This window comes from Paenibacillus sp. S29 (assembly GCF_049319765.1).
Classification (GTDB): domain Bacteria; phylum Bacillota; class Bacilli; order Paenibacillales; family Paenibacillaceae; genus Paenibacillus; species Paenibacillus polymyxa_B.
Genome location: NZ_JBMOUI010000004.1, coordinates 347,331 through 363,673 on the forward strand (window position 1 = coordinate 347,331; position 16,343 = coordinate 363,673).

Sequence of the window (16,343 nt, forward strand, 5' to 3'; positions counted from 1 at the left end):
GTAAAAGTGTAGTACCAAGGTGGGCAAGTGGGGGCGTTGACTCTCACGCCACGTGAGACTGTAGACTGTCAAGCAAGGGAGGTGAAGCGGAATGGCTTATACGGTGAAGGAAGTATCTAATCTGTCGGGAATCAGCGTACGAACATTGCATTATTATGATGAAATCGGATTGCTGAAACCGCATCATATTGGAAATAATGGATATCGCTATTACGAACAGGAACAACTGTTGAGGCTTCAGCAAATCATGGTGTACAGGGAACTGGATTTGCCTTTATCTGAAATTGGAAATGTGCTGGAGCAAACCAAGGAACAAAAGGCCGAGGTTTTGCAGGAGCATCGAGCCAAGGTTGAGGCCAAAGTCTTCCGCTTGCATACTCTCCTACAGACCATCGACGAAACGGTGGCTCATTTGAAAGGGGAACAAGCAATGAAACCAGAGCACATGTACCAAGGATTTAATCCGGAAAAGCAGGAAATGTATGAACGTGATTTGACAGACCGTTATGGTCAAGAGGCTCAGGAAACAATTCAGGAGAGCAAGACGGCGACGAAGAACTGGAGCAAAGAGGATTATTTGGATTCGCAGGCAGAGGCTGATCAGATTCATCGGCGGCTGGCAGAAGCCATGAATAAAGGATTGAAGCATAACAGTGAAGAGGTACAGGCGCTAATCCGCCGTCATCTTCAATGGGTAAGCCGATTCTATACCCCTACAGCAGAGATTTATAGCGGGCTGGGAGACTTGTATGTAGAGCATGAGGATTTCAATAAAATGTATGAAGGCTATCGCACTGGACTGGCTGAGTATTTGCGAGACGGGATGAAGGTTTTAGCCGAACGGGAATTAAATTAACAAAGGGGTGAACAACAAGCCAATTCCGATGGCCTGCTGTTCACCCTTTTTGTGTATAAAGCAGCTTACATGCTGCTTTGTGCTGTTCTCATGCCTTGCTGACTGTTGTTTCCGTAATGTTGCATGCCACTGCTTGCGAAATGCTGTCCAGTCGTTCCCATATGTTGCGGAAAGCTGTGATTCATGTGGCTTCCTGTATTAAAGGAGGTTGGTTGCATACTGCGGGAAGCAAAGCTATCGCCAAATCCAGGCTGAGTCATTTGATTGCTGGAACGGATGGAGTTTTCCAACTGACTACACAGTTGAATCACTTGCTGGTATTGCTGCATAGCCTGCTGGTGATGCTGAATTGCAGTTTGGATCATTTGAGCTGCGCTTCGTTCACGTTGCACCAGGCTTTCAAGACTGGATGCATTTTGTTGTTCCTGTTGCAGCAACTGCTGATACATAGCAGTTCCTTGCTGTGTTTGTTGTACCAATTGCTGCATGATTTGTTCACATTGATGAAGTTGTTGTTGTGGAGCCATGTTGTTGTACATGAATCATCAATCTCCTTCGCCGGATAGTTTTGGGTTTCAGACCCTCCTATATTGTGGCGAAGGAAGACGATATATATGCGCTATTTTTGGTTATAGGCTGGCTACCAGAATAGCCGTAAATTCCTCTAGGAATACACGATCTTCGTGATCAAAGCGGCCTTTTAGTGGGCTGTCAATGTCCAGCACTCCAATCAGTTCCCCATTCTTGACAAGGGGAATAACGATTTCACTATTGGAAGCAGCGTCACAGGCAATATGTCCTGGAAACGCATGTACATCATCTATAACAAGCGTCCGTTGTTCTGCTGCTGCGGTACCGCATACGCCACGTCCTAATGGAATCCGTATACATGCAGGTAAGCCCTGGAAAGGACCAAGTACAAGCTCAGTGCCATCATAAAGATAGAAACCGCTCCAATTAATATCAGGAAGGAAATGACCAAGTAATGCTGAAGCATTTGCCAGATTGGCAATGGTATTGGATTCATCATGAATAAGTGCCCGGAGTTGTCCGAGAACCGATTCGAATTGTTCATGACGTGTGCCTTCGTAAGGAATAGCTTGAAACATGTAGGGTTCACGCTCCTAACATTAAATTTTTACATTAAGTGTTGTATATATCGTAAAAAATAGGTAATTATCCAATTCGCTTTTACCATTGGTTAATTAATTCAAGATATAACGATTGTATATATTCAGTCAAGTGGAAAATCACTCTGTAACCTTTTCGTACACTCCGTACTCTAACCTCTGTACAGAATCATTTTGGAAAGGGAAAGCTATATGTTTTAGCGGGACAAACAATATAGAAAGTAATTCAGCGAGGGTTGCCCTCATCTGTTTCCAGCTTATCCTCTATGGGTAAAAACAGTGTAACATGGTGGCCTAGGCCAGGGAGGAGTTACAATTATGCATGCAGATGTTCAGAACTTGTTTATCCGTATACAGATGCTTTCTTATGCACATCAGAACGATCTCACGGTAAGAGATATTCAACCTGTGTTGGAAGAGCGCGGTTACCGTGTAGGAGAACGTGAGGTCAAGCAGGAGCTTGAAAACCTGACGCAGGAAAACTTTCTGACACCGCATGATGATATGTTCAGCATTACCGGCGCAGGGATCGATGAATTACAGGAAATTCAGTCGATGCTGGGCGTACTGTACAAGGATGTTGTGAAGAAACCGACTCGCACCACAGTTTAATCTCTTATAATATAGAAGATGCCCTTCTAATTCCTAATCCTAGGAACAGGAGGGCTATTTATATATATAAGCTTCGCAGCTTTAAATAAGGTTGTGTTTGTTGAAGGTGTATGCTTAAATGTAGCGTATATTTATTGTCATTTTAATGCTGGAAGGATGATTGAACATGTGTGCATATGCATGTAAGGGGCATATACCACTGCTGGAAAGTGCGCGTCTTCGGCTGCGAAGGATGGAAAGCGGGGATGCGGCTACAATGTTCGCTTGCTGGTCTGACCCGGAGGTTCACCGTTATATGAACCTTTCTGGTATGTCAGTACGTGAGGACGCAGAGGATATGATTGAGCTGTTGAATGAGCTGGCGAAGACGGAGGATGCGCTGCGCTGGGGAATAGAGCTGAAGGAGAACGGGAAATTGATTGGAAGCTGTGGATTTAATTATTGGCAGACGGAGGGAGCTTATAAAGCCGAGATTGGTTATGAAATAGCCAAGCCTTATTGGCGACAGGGTTACATGACCGAGGCGCTACGCTTGGTACTGTCATTCGGGTATAACACGATTCGGTTGAATCGGATCGAAGCGCTGGTGGACCCGCGCAATACAGGCTCGCAAGCCCTGCTGTCCTCGATGGCCTGGACACAGGAAGGACTGTTGCGGCAGGTACAGCATACATCTACAGGCTTTAAGGATATGCTGATGTATTCTTTACTGCATGAAGAATGGCTCAGACTGGAGGCACAACGAAATGCTGTTTCAGTATAACGGCGGTTCGTCGCCGCTGCACAGGTTAGGGCCGTTAAGTAAGCTAATATGGGTGGGATGTTTTAGCCTCCTGTCGATGGCTTGGGATTCGACGCTGCGGGAAGCAGCACTCTTGGCTGTACTGATTGCTGTGGCTGGCTTGGGCGCATGTTTGCCCTTAGCGCGCCAACTTCGGGCTATGTCGTTCCTGATTGGTTTAGGTATTCCGTATTTTATATTGTCTATCCTAGCGATTCGAGAAGGACATACCGTGGCTGCATGGGGACCCATTGTCATTACAGCAGAGGGGCTGGACATCGCAGGGGCGTTAACGTTGCGGATTTTTGTGTTGTTTTTGGCATCTTATATCTATCTCTCGACGACCGATCCCCGAGATTTTGTGCAGGCATTGAATCTGCGCTTGCGTGTTCCTTATCGGTTTGCGTTCGGTATTTCGGTGGCATTGACGTTTCTCCCCTTATTGGAAGAAGAAGGGAGAACAATTATGGCAGCACGGCGTGTTCGTGGACAGGAACCACCACGAGGGTGGAGCAATCGGTTATCATGGTGGAGCGGGTATGCGGCTGCCGTGTTGGTGAATGCTGTAAGACGGGTTCAGCAGACGGCGCTGGCTATGGAGGGCAAAGGTTTCGGTGCTTATGCAGAACGGACATATCTTCGTAGACTGAACAATGGGCGTTTAGGCAACTTATGTGCGGTGACTGCTATATTAGCTACGGCTGTTTTATGGTGGAGCTTATAAAGTGAAGCCTCTTATTTTTGGCCTTATTGTCAACCTGTTAAATATAATTAGGTTGACAATAAGGGCGCAGATGAATACATTTATACAGTAGCAGCTTGTACAAGGAACAGAGCTGTAATCTTATAGATTAGATAGGGAGAGGAGTCAAGAAATACATATGAAGGAATCTCGTATGTTTGCAAAGTTTACAACGCTGGATATCGTACTCATGGCGATGCTGGCCACGTTGAACGGCGTCATGACCGTGTATTTGTCGCTCATTAACAAAACATTAAACAGTCTGGGAGGGCCTATCGCAACTTCCTCTATTGTCGGGCTGTACATGATATACGGCTTGTTGGCTTATTATATTATTCGTAAGCCGGGTACGGCGGTTATTGCTTATGCATTTGGCGCGGTGGTGCAATCCTTTATGGGCTCTGCCTATGGAATTGCTTCTATTATCGCGGCGGCTGTCTGCTATATGATTGCGGCTGAGTTGGTATTTGCCTTGTTGCGGTATCGACGCTGGAACGCAGTTTCGCTGATGCTAGTGGGTGGGGCTATGGTTCCGCTGTGGTTTATTGTCGCAGCCAATATGTTTGGCTATATGCATTGGGGCTGGAAGGTGCTGACGATTGCACTGGTCGTTCGTATCCTGAGCGGCATTGTCCTGTGCGGTCTGCTGACGAAAGTGTTGGGTGATGCTTTAAATCGTACGGGACTGTTAAAACGTTTTGAACTGGGACGCGCTTCACGTGCATAGCCGTGGCTATACATGTGGTTATATCTTCAACAATGGGGATCGAGGATATTTCAGTTATGAATGAACATAGCGATTATAACTCTAGCAGTAAAATAGCCATATCCTTGAAGAATTTTGGCTATCGGTATGATGACCAGGTGGAGCCAGCGTTACATGGTCTGACACTGGACATTGCGGTGGGCGAGCATGTAGCCATTGTCGGAGCTAGCGGAAGTGGAAAGTCTACGCTATGTCAACTGCTTCATGGCGGGTTGTCCCGTTCCGGTGAAGGCGAACGGACGGGGGAGCTGACCGTGTACGGGATGGACCCCGATACCGCTGATTTGGCTACTGTCGCCACCACTGTCGGCGTCGTGCTTCAGGACCCGGATGCCCAGCTGGTGCAGGGAATCGTCGAAGACGAGATTGCTTTTGGGCCGGAGAACCTGCGCGTGCCTCCGGCAGAAATAGCGCAGCGCATTGCCGCTGCGCTGGAGGCCGTCGGCCTAGCTCCCGAGCGCGACTCCTTCGTGCGGCGCCTCTCGGGAGGCCAGCGCCAACGCACCGCGATTGCTGCGGTACTGGCGTTGGAAGCGCCGCTGGTCGTGTTCGACGACGCAGCTGCGCAGTTGGACCCGCCAGCTGTACACGACTTCGCCCTGCTATGTCGGCGGCTCCATGCCGAAGGTCGGACGGTAGTTACCGCGTCCGGCCGCATAGACGATGGCGCGCGGGCAGCACAGCGCGTCATCGTCTTGAAGGGCGGGACCGTGCAGATGCAGGGTCCGCCCGAAACGCTGCTGCGCGAACATGGTGCGCAGCTGGCCGCCTTGGGGCTGCTCCCCTCTTCCGCAGGGAGGGGAGACATGCGGCGTGAGCCGGGGGTGAATCCCGGCTCAGCAGCGGACCGCGCTGGGCAGCCGTTGTTGGAGGTGAAGGGATTGACCTTCACCTATCCTGGCAGCCAGCGGTCAGCGCTAAAGGGCGTGAGCCTAGCTCTTGCGCCCGGTGAACGAGCCGTGCTGCTGGGTGAGAACGGCTCGGGTAAAACCACGCTCGGCAAGCTGCTCATGGGTCTACTCCCAGCACAGAAGGGGTGCATGCGGTGGGAGGGGCTGGATATGGCGAAGCTGCCAATTCATCAGCTGGCTGCCGGAATCGGCTATGTGTTCCAGCAGCCAGAGCATCAGTTTGCAGCTGCAACGGTGTGGGAGGAATGCTTGTACAGCGTGCGCGCCAAGCTTGGTTTACGGACCGGGGAGCCGGTTCCCGCCGCATATGTGGAACGGGCGCAGCGCTTACTGGCTTCCGCCAGGCTGGAGCACAGACTGGATGCCTCCCCGTACCTGCTAAGTGGAGGCGAAAAAAGGCTCTTGAGCGTTGCGGCACAGTTCATCTTGCCCAAAAAGCTATACATTTTGGATGAGCCTACCGCAGGAACGGATTACGAAGGAGCGAATATTCTGCTCCGTATGTGCACAGAGCAGTCTGCCGAAGGTGCGGCTTTTCTGGTCATCACCCACGATATGCAGGTAGCTGAAAGCTTTGCCAGCGATGTTCTGTGCATGGAAGAGGGCCATCTCTATAAAATGGAAAATAGTGAGATTAATCATACGATTATAGTTGACAAAAATTAACGATATGTAGACAATAATATATATACATCGTACAAAACAGGCGGCCTATATAGGCCGCCTGTTTACGATTATGCGGGGCGGGTAATAATCCATTCTGGAAAGGCAAACCGCACAGATACAACACAGTTTTTATAAGGGAAGGATTTGTGATTTGCTTGGGAAACGATAAACCCATGAAGCGCAAACTCGTGCTGACAGGTGTTCTATTGGCCACTTTTCTGGCCGCAATTGAAGGAACGGTTATCGGTCCAGCGGGACCGACGATTGTTAGCGAGCTGGGTAGCGTGAAATTGCTCAGTTGGATTTTCACGGCATATTTGCTGACGATGGCTGTGACCACGCCCATTTTCGGCAAGCTTAGCGATTTGTTTGGCCGAAAACCCATTTTTTTAATCGGCTGTTCGTTGTTCGTACTTGGCTCGTTGCTTTGTATGATGGCTGGTAGTATGGAGCAGCTTATTATCTACCGGGCTATACAAGGGATTGGTGCGGGTGGTGTCATTCCCGTTACCTTTACCATCATCGGTGATATATACAAAATGGAGGAACGCGGCAAAGTCCAAGGCATGATCAGCTCCGTATGGGGAATTTCTTCCTTGATCGGGCCTCTCTTGGGCGGTTATGTGGTTACCTATTTTGGCTGGGAGTGGATTTTCGGCTTTAACGTCCCCTTTGGATTGCTGGCTATGTTCTTCATCGCCCGTTACTTGCGGGAACAGGTAAGCAAGCGTACCGCACGTATTGACGTGCCGGGAGCGGTTACCTTTACCATCGGGATGACGGCCCTCTTGCTCGTATTGGCACTGGGTGGGCAGTATATCGGCTGGGCTTCTCCTGAATTGCTGGCCTTGGCTGCCGTAGCCATTTTGTTCCTGATTCTGTTTTTGGTTATTGAAAAACGCGCTCAGGAACCGATGGTGCCACTAAAGCTATTTTGGATACGGGATATTGCTTTTTCCTGTGCCGCAGCACTGTTAGTCAGCACTCTATTGATCGGACTGACTAGCTATCTTCCACTATGGATTCAAGGTGTACACGGTGGAGATGCCGCTTCATCTGGTCTCGCGCTGGCTCCAATGTCCGTAGGCTGGCTATTTGGCTCCATGATCGGAGGACGCATTTTGCTGACCCTGGGCTCGCGTCGAACCTCTTTGATTGGGCTGACCCTGATTGTATTGGGGGCTTTCGTCATGACCTTGATGGGCCAAACGGCTCCGATCTGGCTGCTGTTCCTGTCTACATTGTTGTATGGACTGGGATTCGGCTTCTCGATAACTGTGTTTACGATTATTGCCCAGTCCTCGGTCGGGTTCCAGCTGCGTGGCGCCTCTACAGCTTTGAATACATTCCTGCGCACGTTGGGGCAAACGATTGGGGTTGCAGCCTTCGGCTCATGGCTGAACTATCGCATCGCTGCCCAGACAGCCGATGGACAGCTAACTCAGCAAGGGGTTACGCAGGAGGATATTAATGGTCTGCTGGCCCCGCATGCTTCACAAAGTCTAAGTGACAAGGTTGCCGGATTACTTCGTTCTGTACTGGAAAACAGTCTGCATTCCCTGTTCGTTATCATGGTCGTTATTGCAGTTATTAGCTGGTTTGTCGTCCTCGGACTGCGGAACCGTCCGCCGGGTACGGAAGAAGAGGCAGATCAGCGCGTAAAGACACCACAAAGAGAACACGCATAAAAAATAATATAAATCTTTCATGATAAAGAGACAGTCCGGTACACCAAATAAGGGTCCGGGCTGTCTCTTTATGCAATGGTCTCTCCTCCTACTGATTCAGCAAAATAGCCACCTCGTATAGGACCGATAAATTCCCCAGTATACAAAAAGGAGATAAAATTCCCCTAGAGTTGCTATATATTCATAGGGTATAGGTAACAAAATGGTAAAAAAGTCTTAAGAAATTGTAACAAAAAATGTGTTTCTGAATTGAGCTGTAGGGTACTAAGGAACCATTTTTTTGAACCCGCTTACAAATCGGGCTTTGTATGATTAATTTTAGAACGATTTTGCATGTAAATGAAGCAACCAACCTAGCAAAATGGGACACGGAAAAAAATCAAGTAGCAAATATTTCTGAATGTAATAGGAATGAAAAAAAAGGAATTTTCAGAAAATTACTAGGAAAATATGAGGATGAAATTCATAGAGGAACCTGTTTTCTTACCTCACATAATAGGGCTTTTCAGTCTATATCAATCGTTTGACATACCATATAAAATGGCCCTACCAACCAAAAAGTTGGGTTTCAAATCTAGAAGCATAATTAGATTAAGGGAGATGGAGTACTTGAAGTTTAACAAATGGTTCAGTAAAGCAGCCACTGCAACAGTAGCAACTACCTTGCTGTTAGGAGGCGGCGTTCAGGCTTTTGCCGAGGAAAATGATGCATCTGATCTCAAAACAGACAATGCATTTACGCAAATTACGCGTAATGACATGCTGAATATTTTCAAACAGCAAGGCAAAGAGAAATATGAGGTTCCGTCCTTCGATGCGTCTACAATTAAGAATATTCCTTCTGCTATGGGTCGCGACAGCTCAGGCAAGCTGATTGATTTCGATGTCTGGGACTCTTGGCCGTTACAAAATGCCGATGGCACAGTAGCCAATTACAAGGGGTACAATATCGTTTTTGGACTGGCAGGCGATCCTAAAAGAGGCGAGGATACATTCATATACTTGTTCTATCAAAAAGCGGGCAATACTTCACTGAGCGGCTGGAAAAACGCTGGCAGAGTATTTAAAGACAATGATAAACTGCTTGCCAACGATCCGATTCTAAAAAATCAGTCAGAAGAATGGTCAGGTTCAGCTACCTTAACCTCTGATGGACAATTACGTTTATTCTATACCAGCAGACAGCCGTATGATCCGAATAACAAATTATACGGCAAGCAAACCTTGAGCACGGCTCAAATTAATGTCTCTCAGCCTGATGATAAGACACTGAAAGTAGATGGAGTCGAGGATTTGAAATCGATCTATGACGGTGGAGATGGGAAAATCTATCAAAATGTACAGCAAAGCGTCGGAGTGGATATGGATAATCATACCTTTAGAGACCCTCACTATGTCGAGGATCAAGGCCACAAATATATTATATTTGAAGCCAACACAGGGACAGAAACAGGCTATCAGGGCGAAGATTCGATTCAAAACCCAGCTTATTATGGCGGCAATAAGAAATTTTTCACGGAAGAGCAACAAAACCTGCTGCAAAGTCCTAAGAAAAAGGGAGCTGAGCTGGCGAACGGCGCACTGGGTATCGTTGAATTGAATGATGATTATACGTTGAAAAATGTAATGCCTCCTTTGATTGCATCCAATCTGGTAACAGATGAAATTGAACGGGCGAATGTGTTTAAAATGAACGGTTTGTGGTATTTATTTACGAGTACAAGAGGTTCCAAGGTGACTGTAGATGCGATCGGTGACGATGATATTTACATGCTGGGTTATGTTTCTACTTCCTTGACAGGGCCTTATAAACCGCTGAATGGAACCGGTCTCGTTCTTCACCAGGATCTGGATCGTGATGATGTTACCTGGACGTATGCCCATTTTGCTATCCCGCAAGGCAAAGGCAATAACGTAGTCGTGTCGAGTTATATGACCAATCGTGGGCTTTTCCCGGATCACAAATCTACTTTCGCGCCAAGCTTCCTGCTGAATATTAAAGGCTCGAAAACGTCTGTTGTGAAAGACGGTATTTTGGAGCAAGGGCAAATCACGGTTGATCCAACGAATGACAAAAAAGAATCTCCAAATGAGTATGGGAAGAAATAAGTAGGTATAAGCAGTATGTCCGAAGGCGGCGGCTTGGTAGCAACCCGATCTGTCGTCCATCGGACGATACATAACGATGCAATGAGAGGTAAGGAGGATCGTCATAATGAGAAAAAAAGCTCCCAAGAATATTTGGATACGATCCGTTGTAATCATCACAGGCTTAACTATATTTATAGCTATGGGTTGGAGTATGTACCAACAGGATGCAGGCAAACCCCAAAAATCTGCTGCAACTCCAAAAAATCAAGCGAATCAAAGTAAGCAAACAACACCGACCTACCGGTCAGCCTATCATTTTACCGTTCCGGATAAGTGGAAGAATGATCCTCAACGGCCTATTTATATGGATGGAAAATATCATTATTACTATTTATATAATCGTGATTATCCCAAAAAGAACGGTACAGAATGGCGACATGCCACATCCACCGATCTGGTTCATTGGAAAGATGAAGGGGTGGCGATTCCAAAATATACGAACCCGAATGGAGATCCTTGGTCCGGTTCGGTCGTGATCGATGATAATAATACCGCAGGTTTTGGAAAAGGCACGCTGGTAGCCATTGTGACACAGCCCTCCGCAGATGGCGGAAAGCAGGAACAATTTTTGTGGTACAGTAAGGACAAAGGCAAGACGTTTACTTCTTACCGCAACAAGCCTGTGATGTCCAACCCCGGTACAAAGGACTTCAGAGATCCCAAAATCATCCGAGATACTCAACGTAATCAATGGGTGATGGTCATGGCAGAGGGAACGAAGATTGGCTTTTATGAGTCTGATAATTTAAAGAATTGGCGGTATACGAGCGGCTTTCAAACGGAAAATATTGGGCTTGTGGAATGTCCTGACCTTTACCGGATGCGTGCGGATAATGGAACCTATCAATGGATTCTGGGTGTGAGCGCCAATAGCAAATCAACAGGCGGACCCAACACGTATGCCTATTGGACGGGAGATTTTAATGGAGAAGCATTTCTCCCTAATCACAGTGAACCTGAGTGGCTGGATTATGGGTTTGACTGGTATGGTGCAGTTACGTTCGAGGAAGGAAAAGATAAAGATAAATATAGTCACCGTTATGCTCTGGCCTGGATGAATAATTGGGATTATGCCAATAACACGCCTACCCTAAAGGAAGGCTTTAATGGAATGGATTCGATTGTTCGCCAAATTCGACTAAAAGTTACGGCAGATGCTGGATATCGTTTGGTTTCACAGCCGGTACCCCATTTGGAGCGATTCCAAACATCCAAAAAATCATTAGGAACGATTAAAGTAGAGGGTGCTCACCGGCTTCCGGTTTCAGGCGATGCCTATCAGTTAGAGGCGGATGTATCTTGGTCCACGATTAAAAATGTAGGATTGAGGCTTCGAGAGTCGACGGATGGTAAGCGTCATGTCGATGTGGGTGTCTCAGTAGACAGTCAATACTCCTACGTAAATAGAGCCAACACCGGGCAGCCGGATCAGAGTGGAAAATATGTGGAGAGCAAGGCGCCTTTTGATGCTAATAAGAAAAAGGTCCACCTGAACATTCTCGTCGATAAAACCAGCATTGAAGTGTTTGTAGATGGTGGAGAAGTAGCTTATTCCTCTTTAATATTTCCACGGTTAGAGGATCAGAAAATTACTCTTTTTTCCGATGGCGGTCCGGCTGTGTTTAACAATGTAGTGATCAAACATTTTAGCCGATAGCAGGTACTTATGCTGTTCGTAAGCTTAGGCATATTTCGCTCTATCCAGGTATATAAAAAGTCCACCCATGAATATAAGGGTGGACTTTTCTGTGTAAATCTAAATTTTCGTTTTAGCACAGCTATAAGATTGTTCGTTTATTCACAAACGATTAGTTGCTAAAATTACTATTCATTCTATTTGTGATAAGGTGACAAGTTATCAGCGCTACGGCCCAATTTTTTGAGCAAGCCGATGAGTTGATCTCTTTCAGTTTCACTGATTCCGCTAAAGGCACGTTCAATCTGACGTGTATAATCAGGATAAATTTCGTCCATGACACGTTGTCCTTCGTCCGTCAATTCTGCATATATAATCCGACGATCTTGGTCGCACGGGTGACGGTGCAAATAACCGCGGCTTTCCAGTTTGTCGATAACATAAGTGACATTTCCGCTTTGCAGAAGCAACTTTGCTCCAATTTGTTGGATTGGCTGCGCGCCCTTGTGATATAAAACTTCCATCACGGCGAAGGCCGTTGGGTTGAAGCCCACCGTTTTGATGCCAGCAACCGCATGCTCGTTTACACTTTTGAATGACTTGGCAAACACGCTATACAAATGCATGGATTGCTGTGTCACCAATGTTCGGTAATCTATCATCTTCATTCCGCCTTTATGTATGGATTTGGGCATCCTTTGACCGCTCGGCTCGGATGACCGGGCAACCATACCCTTGTTACTAGCATAAAGGGATTTACGTAGCGAAAACATGCGATTTGTCACAGTAGCTGCTTTTTTAACTATTTAATTTCAAAGCTTTAAAGTAAATTTTTGAAAAATAAAGGTTTTGAATGTAAAAATACTGTTCCGGTTGGTTATATTAAAAATAACATACCTAGCTTGATGAACCCCAATTAACCAAATAAGCTACTTCAGAGGAGATGAAACACATGGATACAGGTTCTTTCCGTTTTCAATTTCGTGATCCGCAGCAAGCCGCCCAAGCCTGTGAAACATTAAAGGAAATTGGATATTCCGCCAGCACAAATGGTGACACAGGTCTCAGTGTTCATATTGAGAACCAGGATGTGCTGTCTGCATTGGAAATTTGCCAAGCCTATGAAGGAAGCATGATTGAGGTAGGGACTCTTTTCTCTAAACCGGATGAATATCCCGGTTTGCAAGGAAATATAGGTGTACATAATCCAGGTTATAGCCCGGAAGATTGGATTATCCCGGCACACACAATCAACGAAGACTGGAGCGAAGCTTATAAAAATGGCTCCTCTCAAACGTACACTAATACGATGGAGGAGCACAACGTCAGCTCTGATCAACAACCTGAAGACGAAGTGGATGGATTTTCTGGAAGCATCCATATCTGATTTTGTCCTAAAAGTCATGATTAGAATTTGAGTCTTCACTGTTCAGCTCATATTAGGATAAAGCTCCTATAAGACCATTAATTATTGTGGCTTTGAAGGAGCTTTTTTTGTGTGAGAAAAACTCAGTTAGAGCTTTCACCAGAATTGAAATTCTATAGGATATGCATAAATAACAACGACAGCAGGGAATAACAATTTCAGAAAGGAGGTCTTGACCTTGCAAAAATTAGGAGTTCACGAAAAATTGGAATTACATGAGCTACTTACGTTTAAAACAACTTGCCTGACAAAAGCCCAAACCATGATTCCTTTAGTATCAGACACAAATTTAAAAAACATTTTGCAGCAGGATGTTAACGGTGGCACACAAGATATTCAACAGCTTAGAAATCTGCTCGTGTAATTTAAAGGAGGATTAACGTGAATTCTATTGTTCAGAACATGACTGGAATGGGCGGAATGACGGATCAGGTGATCGCTTCTGACCTGTTGATTTCGGCTAAAAGTGGAATTAAAAGCTATGCAATTGCCCTGACAGAGTCAACCAACTCGGAAGTTCGCAATGTTCTTTGTGACCAATTGAGCAAAGCTGTTAATCTTCATGAACAAATTTTTAATTATATGAAGAACAATGGTTACTATAATGCTTATGATCCAGAGCAGCAAATTCAAATGGATATCCAAAATGCGGACAAGGCACTTTCTATGTCTAAATTTTGATAATTAATAATTAACGCAACAAAAGATCTATTTAGTCCCAAATGAAGTCTCTGGTTTTATGTAGAAAAAGCATCAGCAAACCTTAAACGAGTTTGCTGGTGCTTTTTTATTACATAAATAGTCACACTTTTAATCCAGAAATCACAAATAACGAAATGAATTGCTGTCCACATGAAATATGGTGAAGAAGGCAATCATAATATCGGAGAACTAGGTCTCAATATCAGGAATAGGGTGATTTTCATTATGGGCAAGTCTTCAGCTGTTAAGCAAAAAGATCAAAAACTAAAATGGTGGCAACTTAGCTTATTAGGAGTTGCAGGTACCATTGGTACAGGATATTTCCTAGGGTCTGGCTTAGCGATCTCCATAGGTGGTCCAGCCGTGCTGATTGCATACTTTTTTGCAGCAGTGGGAACATATGTGGTGTTTGATGCCCTTTCGCGCATGACGGCAGATCATCCTGAACAGGGTTCTTTCCGTTCCTATGCCCAAAAAGCATTTGGAAGTTGGGCAGGATTCGGCAGTGGATGGGTGTATTGGTTCTCAGAATTACTTATCAATGGGAGTCAACTAACCGCGCTATCTATATTCTCACGCTTTTGGTTTCCTCAGGTACCGATGTGGATATTTGCAGCAGGCTTCGGGATTTTAGGGCTTGTGATTGTTTTTTTTGGCAATAAGGGTTTTGATCGAGTTGAAAATGTACTGGCCATCATTAAGATGGCAGCTATTGTTATGTTTCTGGTCTTGGCCGTTGCTCTTTTGGCAGGCTGGATCGGAGGAGGAAAATATAATCCGAAGTTCCCCATCAGTTACAAAGAATTTTTTCCGACTGGGGGCATAGGATTGTGGTCATCTTTTATTTTTGCCTTTTATGCATACGGAGGTATTGAAGTGCTCGGAATTATGTCTAATCGGCTTCAAAAACCGGAGGATGCACCTAAAGCAGGCAAGGTAATGCTGATTACACTGGTTGCCGTGTATGTGCTTTCAATTGGTCTGGCTGTGTCTATGGTGCCATTAAGTGCCTTTAACCCGAAAGAAAGTCCTTTTGTGCTTGCGCTTAGCAGCGATCATCTGGTTTTTGTGCCTCATTTATTTAATGGAGTGCTTATTATTGCAGGGTTCTCAACGATGACAGCATCTCTATATGCAGAGACATCTATGATGCTTACGCTTGCACAGGAAGGAGATGCGCCCACATTGTTTTCACGGAAGTGGAAGGGCAAATATCCTCTTTATGCACTTAGTTTGATCTCCGTTGGATTAATATCAGCCATCGTAATGTCGTTGCTGCTACCGGGAAAAGTATATGAATATATCACTACTGCAGCGGGTTTAATGCTGTTGTATAATTGGTGCTTTATTTTGCTGTCTTCAGGTAAGCTACTGGAATCGAGCAAATCAAACAATATTAAACGTTGGATTGGATTGTTGTTGATAGCTATGGCCGTGGTCGGATCATTTTTTCATAAACTTAGCCGCCCGGGAGTGTACATCAGCTTACTGCTTGTCTTGTTAATTGCAATATGTGACCTCATTGTACAATGGGTTCGCCGAAAGCACGCCAAGGAATCTCATTAACGTTGTCAGTAAGTTAAGCGTTAGCGTAAAAAAAGTAATTGAAATGCTTGTAGGCCAAAATAAAAGCCAAAACCGATAAGAGATAATCCGGACATCCAAGAGATGGTTTTAAGCAAGCCGGTTTTTAGGAACCTCCGGAAAATACTTGAAGCGGCTGCCATGGTCACATCCCAGAGTAACACGCCTAATACAATCGCTCCGCTATAGATCATTAGTTGTTGTACTGGATATGTATTAGCGACGTTTGCGAGTATGGATCCGTAAATGCCAAGCCAAAAAAGGATGGAGAGGGGATTAAATAATGACATTAGAAAACCGGACATAAATGAGTTACTTAATGTAGTACCATTTCCCCTTAATTCGGATTCTGAAATCACACCTGCATTTTTGATGCTTTCAATACCTGTATACACAAGTACGAAAAAACCAAACAGCCATAAAAAAGCTTTGACAAACGGAGCATTAAGAAGGTGAATCATTCCCAAATAAACAAGTAGCATATAGATAATGTCTGCGGTTATTGCACCAAGCCCAATAAACCAGGCGTGCCAAAAACCATTCTTGATACCCCGATCCAACTGTGCGGCATTAATCGGTCCAATGGGGGCCGAAAGTGACAGACCAAGAAAAATATAACTGATAAATGTATTAATGGTGACTCCCTCCTTGATTTTTTATTGGATGTTATGTATTTTGTCTACTTTAGTTTA

General features: G+C 45.4%; 17 protein-coding genes. 13 read left to right on the plus strand and 4 right to left on the minus strand.

The window, feature by feature from the left end:
* Window positions 1-91: 91 nt before the first annotated feature.
* Window positions 92-856 carry a MerR family transcriptional regulator gene (locus ACL9RM_RS09335; RefSeq protein ID WP_250267423.1) on the plus strand — a complete coding sequence of 255 codons (765 nt, stop codon included), beginning with the start codon at window positions 92-94 and terminating at the stop codon, window positions 854-856.
* A gap of 65 nt (window positions 857-921) precedes the next feature.
* Here the strand turns inward: ACL9RM_RS09335 and ACL9RM_RS09340 are convergent, their stop codons facing one another.
* Both ACL9RM_RS09340 and ACL9RM_RS09345 read right to left on the minus strand, forming a co-directional pair.
* Entirely contained in the window at window positions 922-1,395 is a 474-nt protein-coding gene (locus tag ACL9RM_RS09340) for a hypothetical protein (protein WP_250267424.1), read from the minus strand.
* A gap of 90 nt (window positions 1,396-1,485) precedes the next feature.
* A complete protein-coding gene (locus ACL9RM_RS09345; RefSeq protein ID WP_025719270.1) occupies window positions 1,486-1,965 on the minus strand; it encodes a GAF domain-containing protein in 480 nt (159 codons plus the stop codon).
* Between the two features lie 339 nt (window positions 1,966-2,304).
* Between ACL9RM_RS09345 and ACL9RM_RS09350 the strand changes: the two genes are divergently transcribed.
* The 8 genes from ACL9RM_RS09350 to ACL9RM_RS09385 all read left to right on the plus strand — a co-directional run bounded on the left by ACL9RM_RS09350 (window position 2,305) and on the right by ACL9RM_RS09385 (window position 11,960).
* Window positions 2,305-2,598, plus strand: a complete 294-nt coding sequence (locus ACL9RM_RS09350) for a hypothetical protein (protein WP_061831300.1) — start codon at window positions 2,305-2,307, stop codon at window positions 2,596-2,598.
* Between the two features lie 166 nt (window positions 2,599-2,764).
* Entirely contained in the window at window positions 2,765-3,361 is a 597-nt protein-coding gene (locus tag ACL9RM_RS09355; RefSeq protein ID WP_250267425.1) for a GNAT family N-acetyltransferase, read from the plus strand.
* Window positions 3,345-4,103 carry an energy-coupling factor transporter transmembrane component T family protein gene (locus ACL9RM_RS09360; protein ID WP_250267426.1) on the plus strand — a complete coding sequence of 253 codons (759 nt, stop codon included), beginning with the start codon at window positions 3,345-3,347 and terminating at the stop codon, window positions 4,101-4,103. The genes ACL9RM_RS09355 and ACL9RM_RS09360 overlap by 17 nt, the downstream gene beginning before the upstream one ends.
* Before the next feature lie 157 nt (window positions 4,104-4,260).
* On the plus strand, window positions 4,261-4,848 hold the full coding sequence (locus ACL9RM_RS09365; protein WP_235307211.1) for an ECF transporter S component: 588 nt from the start codon (window positions 4,261-4,263) through the stop codon (window positions 4,846-4,848).
* Between the two features lie 56 nt (window positions 4,849-4,904).
* Window positions 4,905-6,464, plus strand: coding sequence for an ABC transporter ATP-binding protein (locus tag ACL9RM_RS09370; protein WP_323873199.1), 1,560 nt, complete (start codon window positions 4,905-4,907; stop codon window positions 6,462-6,464).
* Window positions 6,465-6,637: 173 nt separating this feature from the next.
* On the plus strand, window positions 6,638-8,152 hold the full coding sequence (locus ACL9RM_RS09375) for an MDR family MFS transporter (protein WP_250267428.1): 1,515 nt from the start codon (window positions 6,638-6,640) through the stop codon (window positions 8,150-8,152).
* Window positions 8,153-8,761: 609 nt separating this feature from the next.
* Window positions 8,762-10,261, plus strand: a complete 1,500-nt coding sequence (locus ACL9RM_RS09380) for a glycoside hydrolase family 68 protein (RefSeq protein WP_323873137.1) — start codon at window positions 8,762-8,764, stop codon at window positions 10,259-10,261.
* Between the two features lie 106 nt (window positions 10,262-10,367).
* Window positions 10,368-11,960 carry a glycoside hydrolase family 32 protein gene (locus tag ACL9RM_RS09385; RefSeq protein WP_323873138.1) on the plus strand — a complete coding sequence of 531 codons (1,593 nt, stop codon included), beginning with the start codon at window positions 10,368-10,370 and terminating at the stop codon, window positions 11,958-11,960.
* Window positions 11,961-12,136: 176 nt separating this feature from the next.
* Here ACL9RM_RS09385 and ACL9RM_RS09390 read toward each other — a convergent pair whose 3' ends face one another.
* Window positions 12,137-12,601 carry a MarR family winged helix-turn-helix transcriptional regulator gene (locus tag ACL9RM_RS09390; protein ID WP_013369372.1) on the minus strand — a complete coding sequence of 155 codons (465 nt, stop codon included), beginning with the start codon at window positions 12,599-12,601 and terminating at the stop codon, window positions 12,137-12,139.
* Between the two features lie 290 nt (window positions 12,602-12,891).
* Between ACL9RM_RS09390 and ACL9RM_RS09395 the strand changes: the two genes are divergently transcribed.
* The 4 genes from ACL9RM_RS09395 (at window position 12,892) to ACL9RM_RS09410 (ending at window position 15,633) form a co-directional block, all read left to right on the plus strand.
* A complete protein-coding gene (locus tag ACL9RM_RS09395) occupies window positions 12,892-13,326 on the plus strand; it encodes a hypothetical protein (protein WP_134902329.1) in 435 nt (144 codons plus the stop codon).
* A gap of 217 nt (window positions 13,327-13,543) precedes the next feature.
* A complete protein-coding gene (locus tag ACL9RM_RS09400) occupies window positions 13,544-13,729 on the plus strand; it encodes a hypothetical protein (RefSeq protein ID WP_029515813.1) in 186 nt (61 codons plus the stop codon).
* A gap of 17 nt (window positions 13,730-13,746) precedes the next feature.
* Entirely contained in the window at window positions 13,747-14,046 is a 300-nt protein-coding gene (locus tag ACL9RM_RS09405) for a spore coat protein (protein ID WP_414126257.1), read from the plus strand.
* A 246-nt stretch (window positions 14,047-14,292) separates the two neighbouring features.
* Complete coding sequence (locus tag ACL9RM_RS09410; protein WP_414126256.1) at window positions 14,293-15,633, plus strand: amino acid permease; 1,341 nt, start codon at window positions 14,293-14,295, stop codon at window positions 15,631-15,633.
* Window positions 15,634-15,653: 20 nt separating this feature from the next.
* On the opposite strand, the gene ACL9RM_RS09415 is transcribed toward ACL9RM_RS09410, so the two are convergent.
* A complete protein-coding gene (locus ACL9RM_RS09415; RefSeq protein ID WP_254327396.1) occupies window positions 15,654-16,286 on the minus strand; it encodes a LysE family transporter in 633 nt (210 codons plus the stop codon).
* Between the last annotated feature and the right edge of the window lie 57 nt (window positions 16,287-16,343).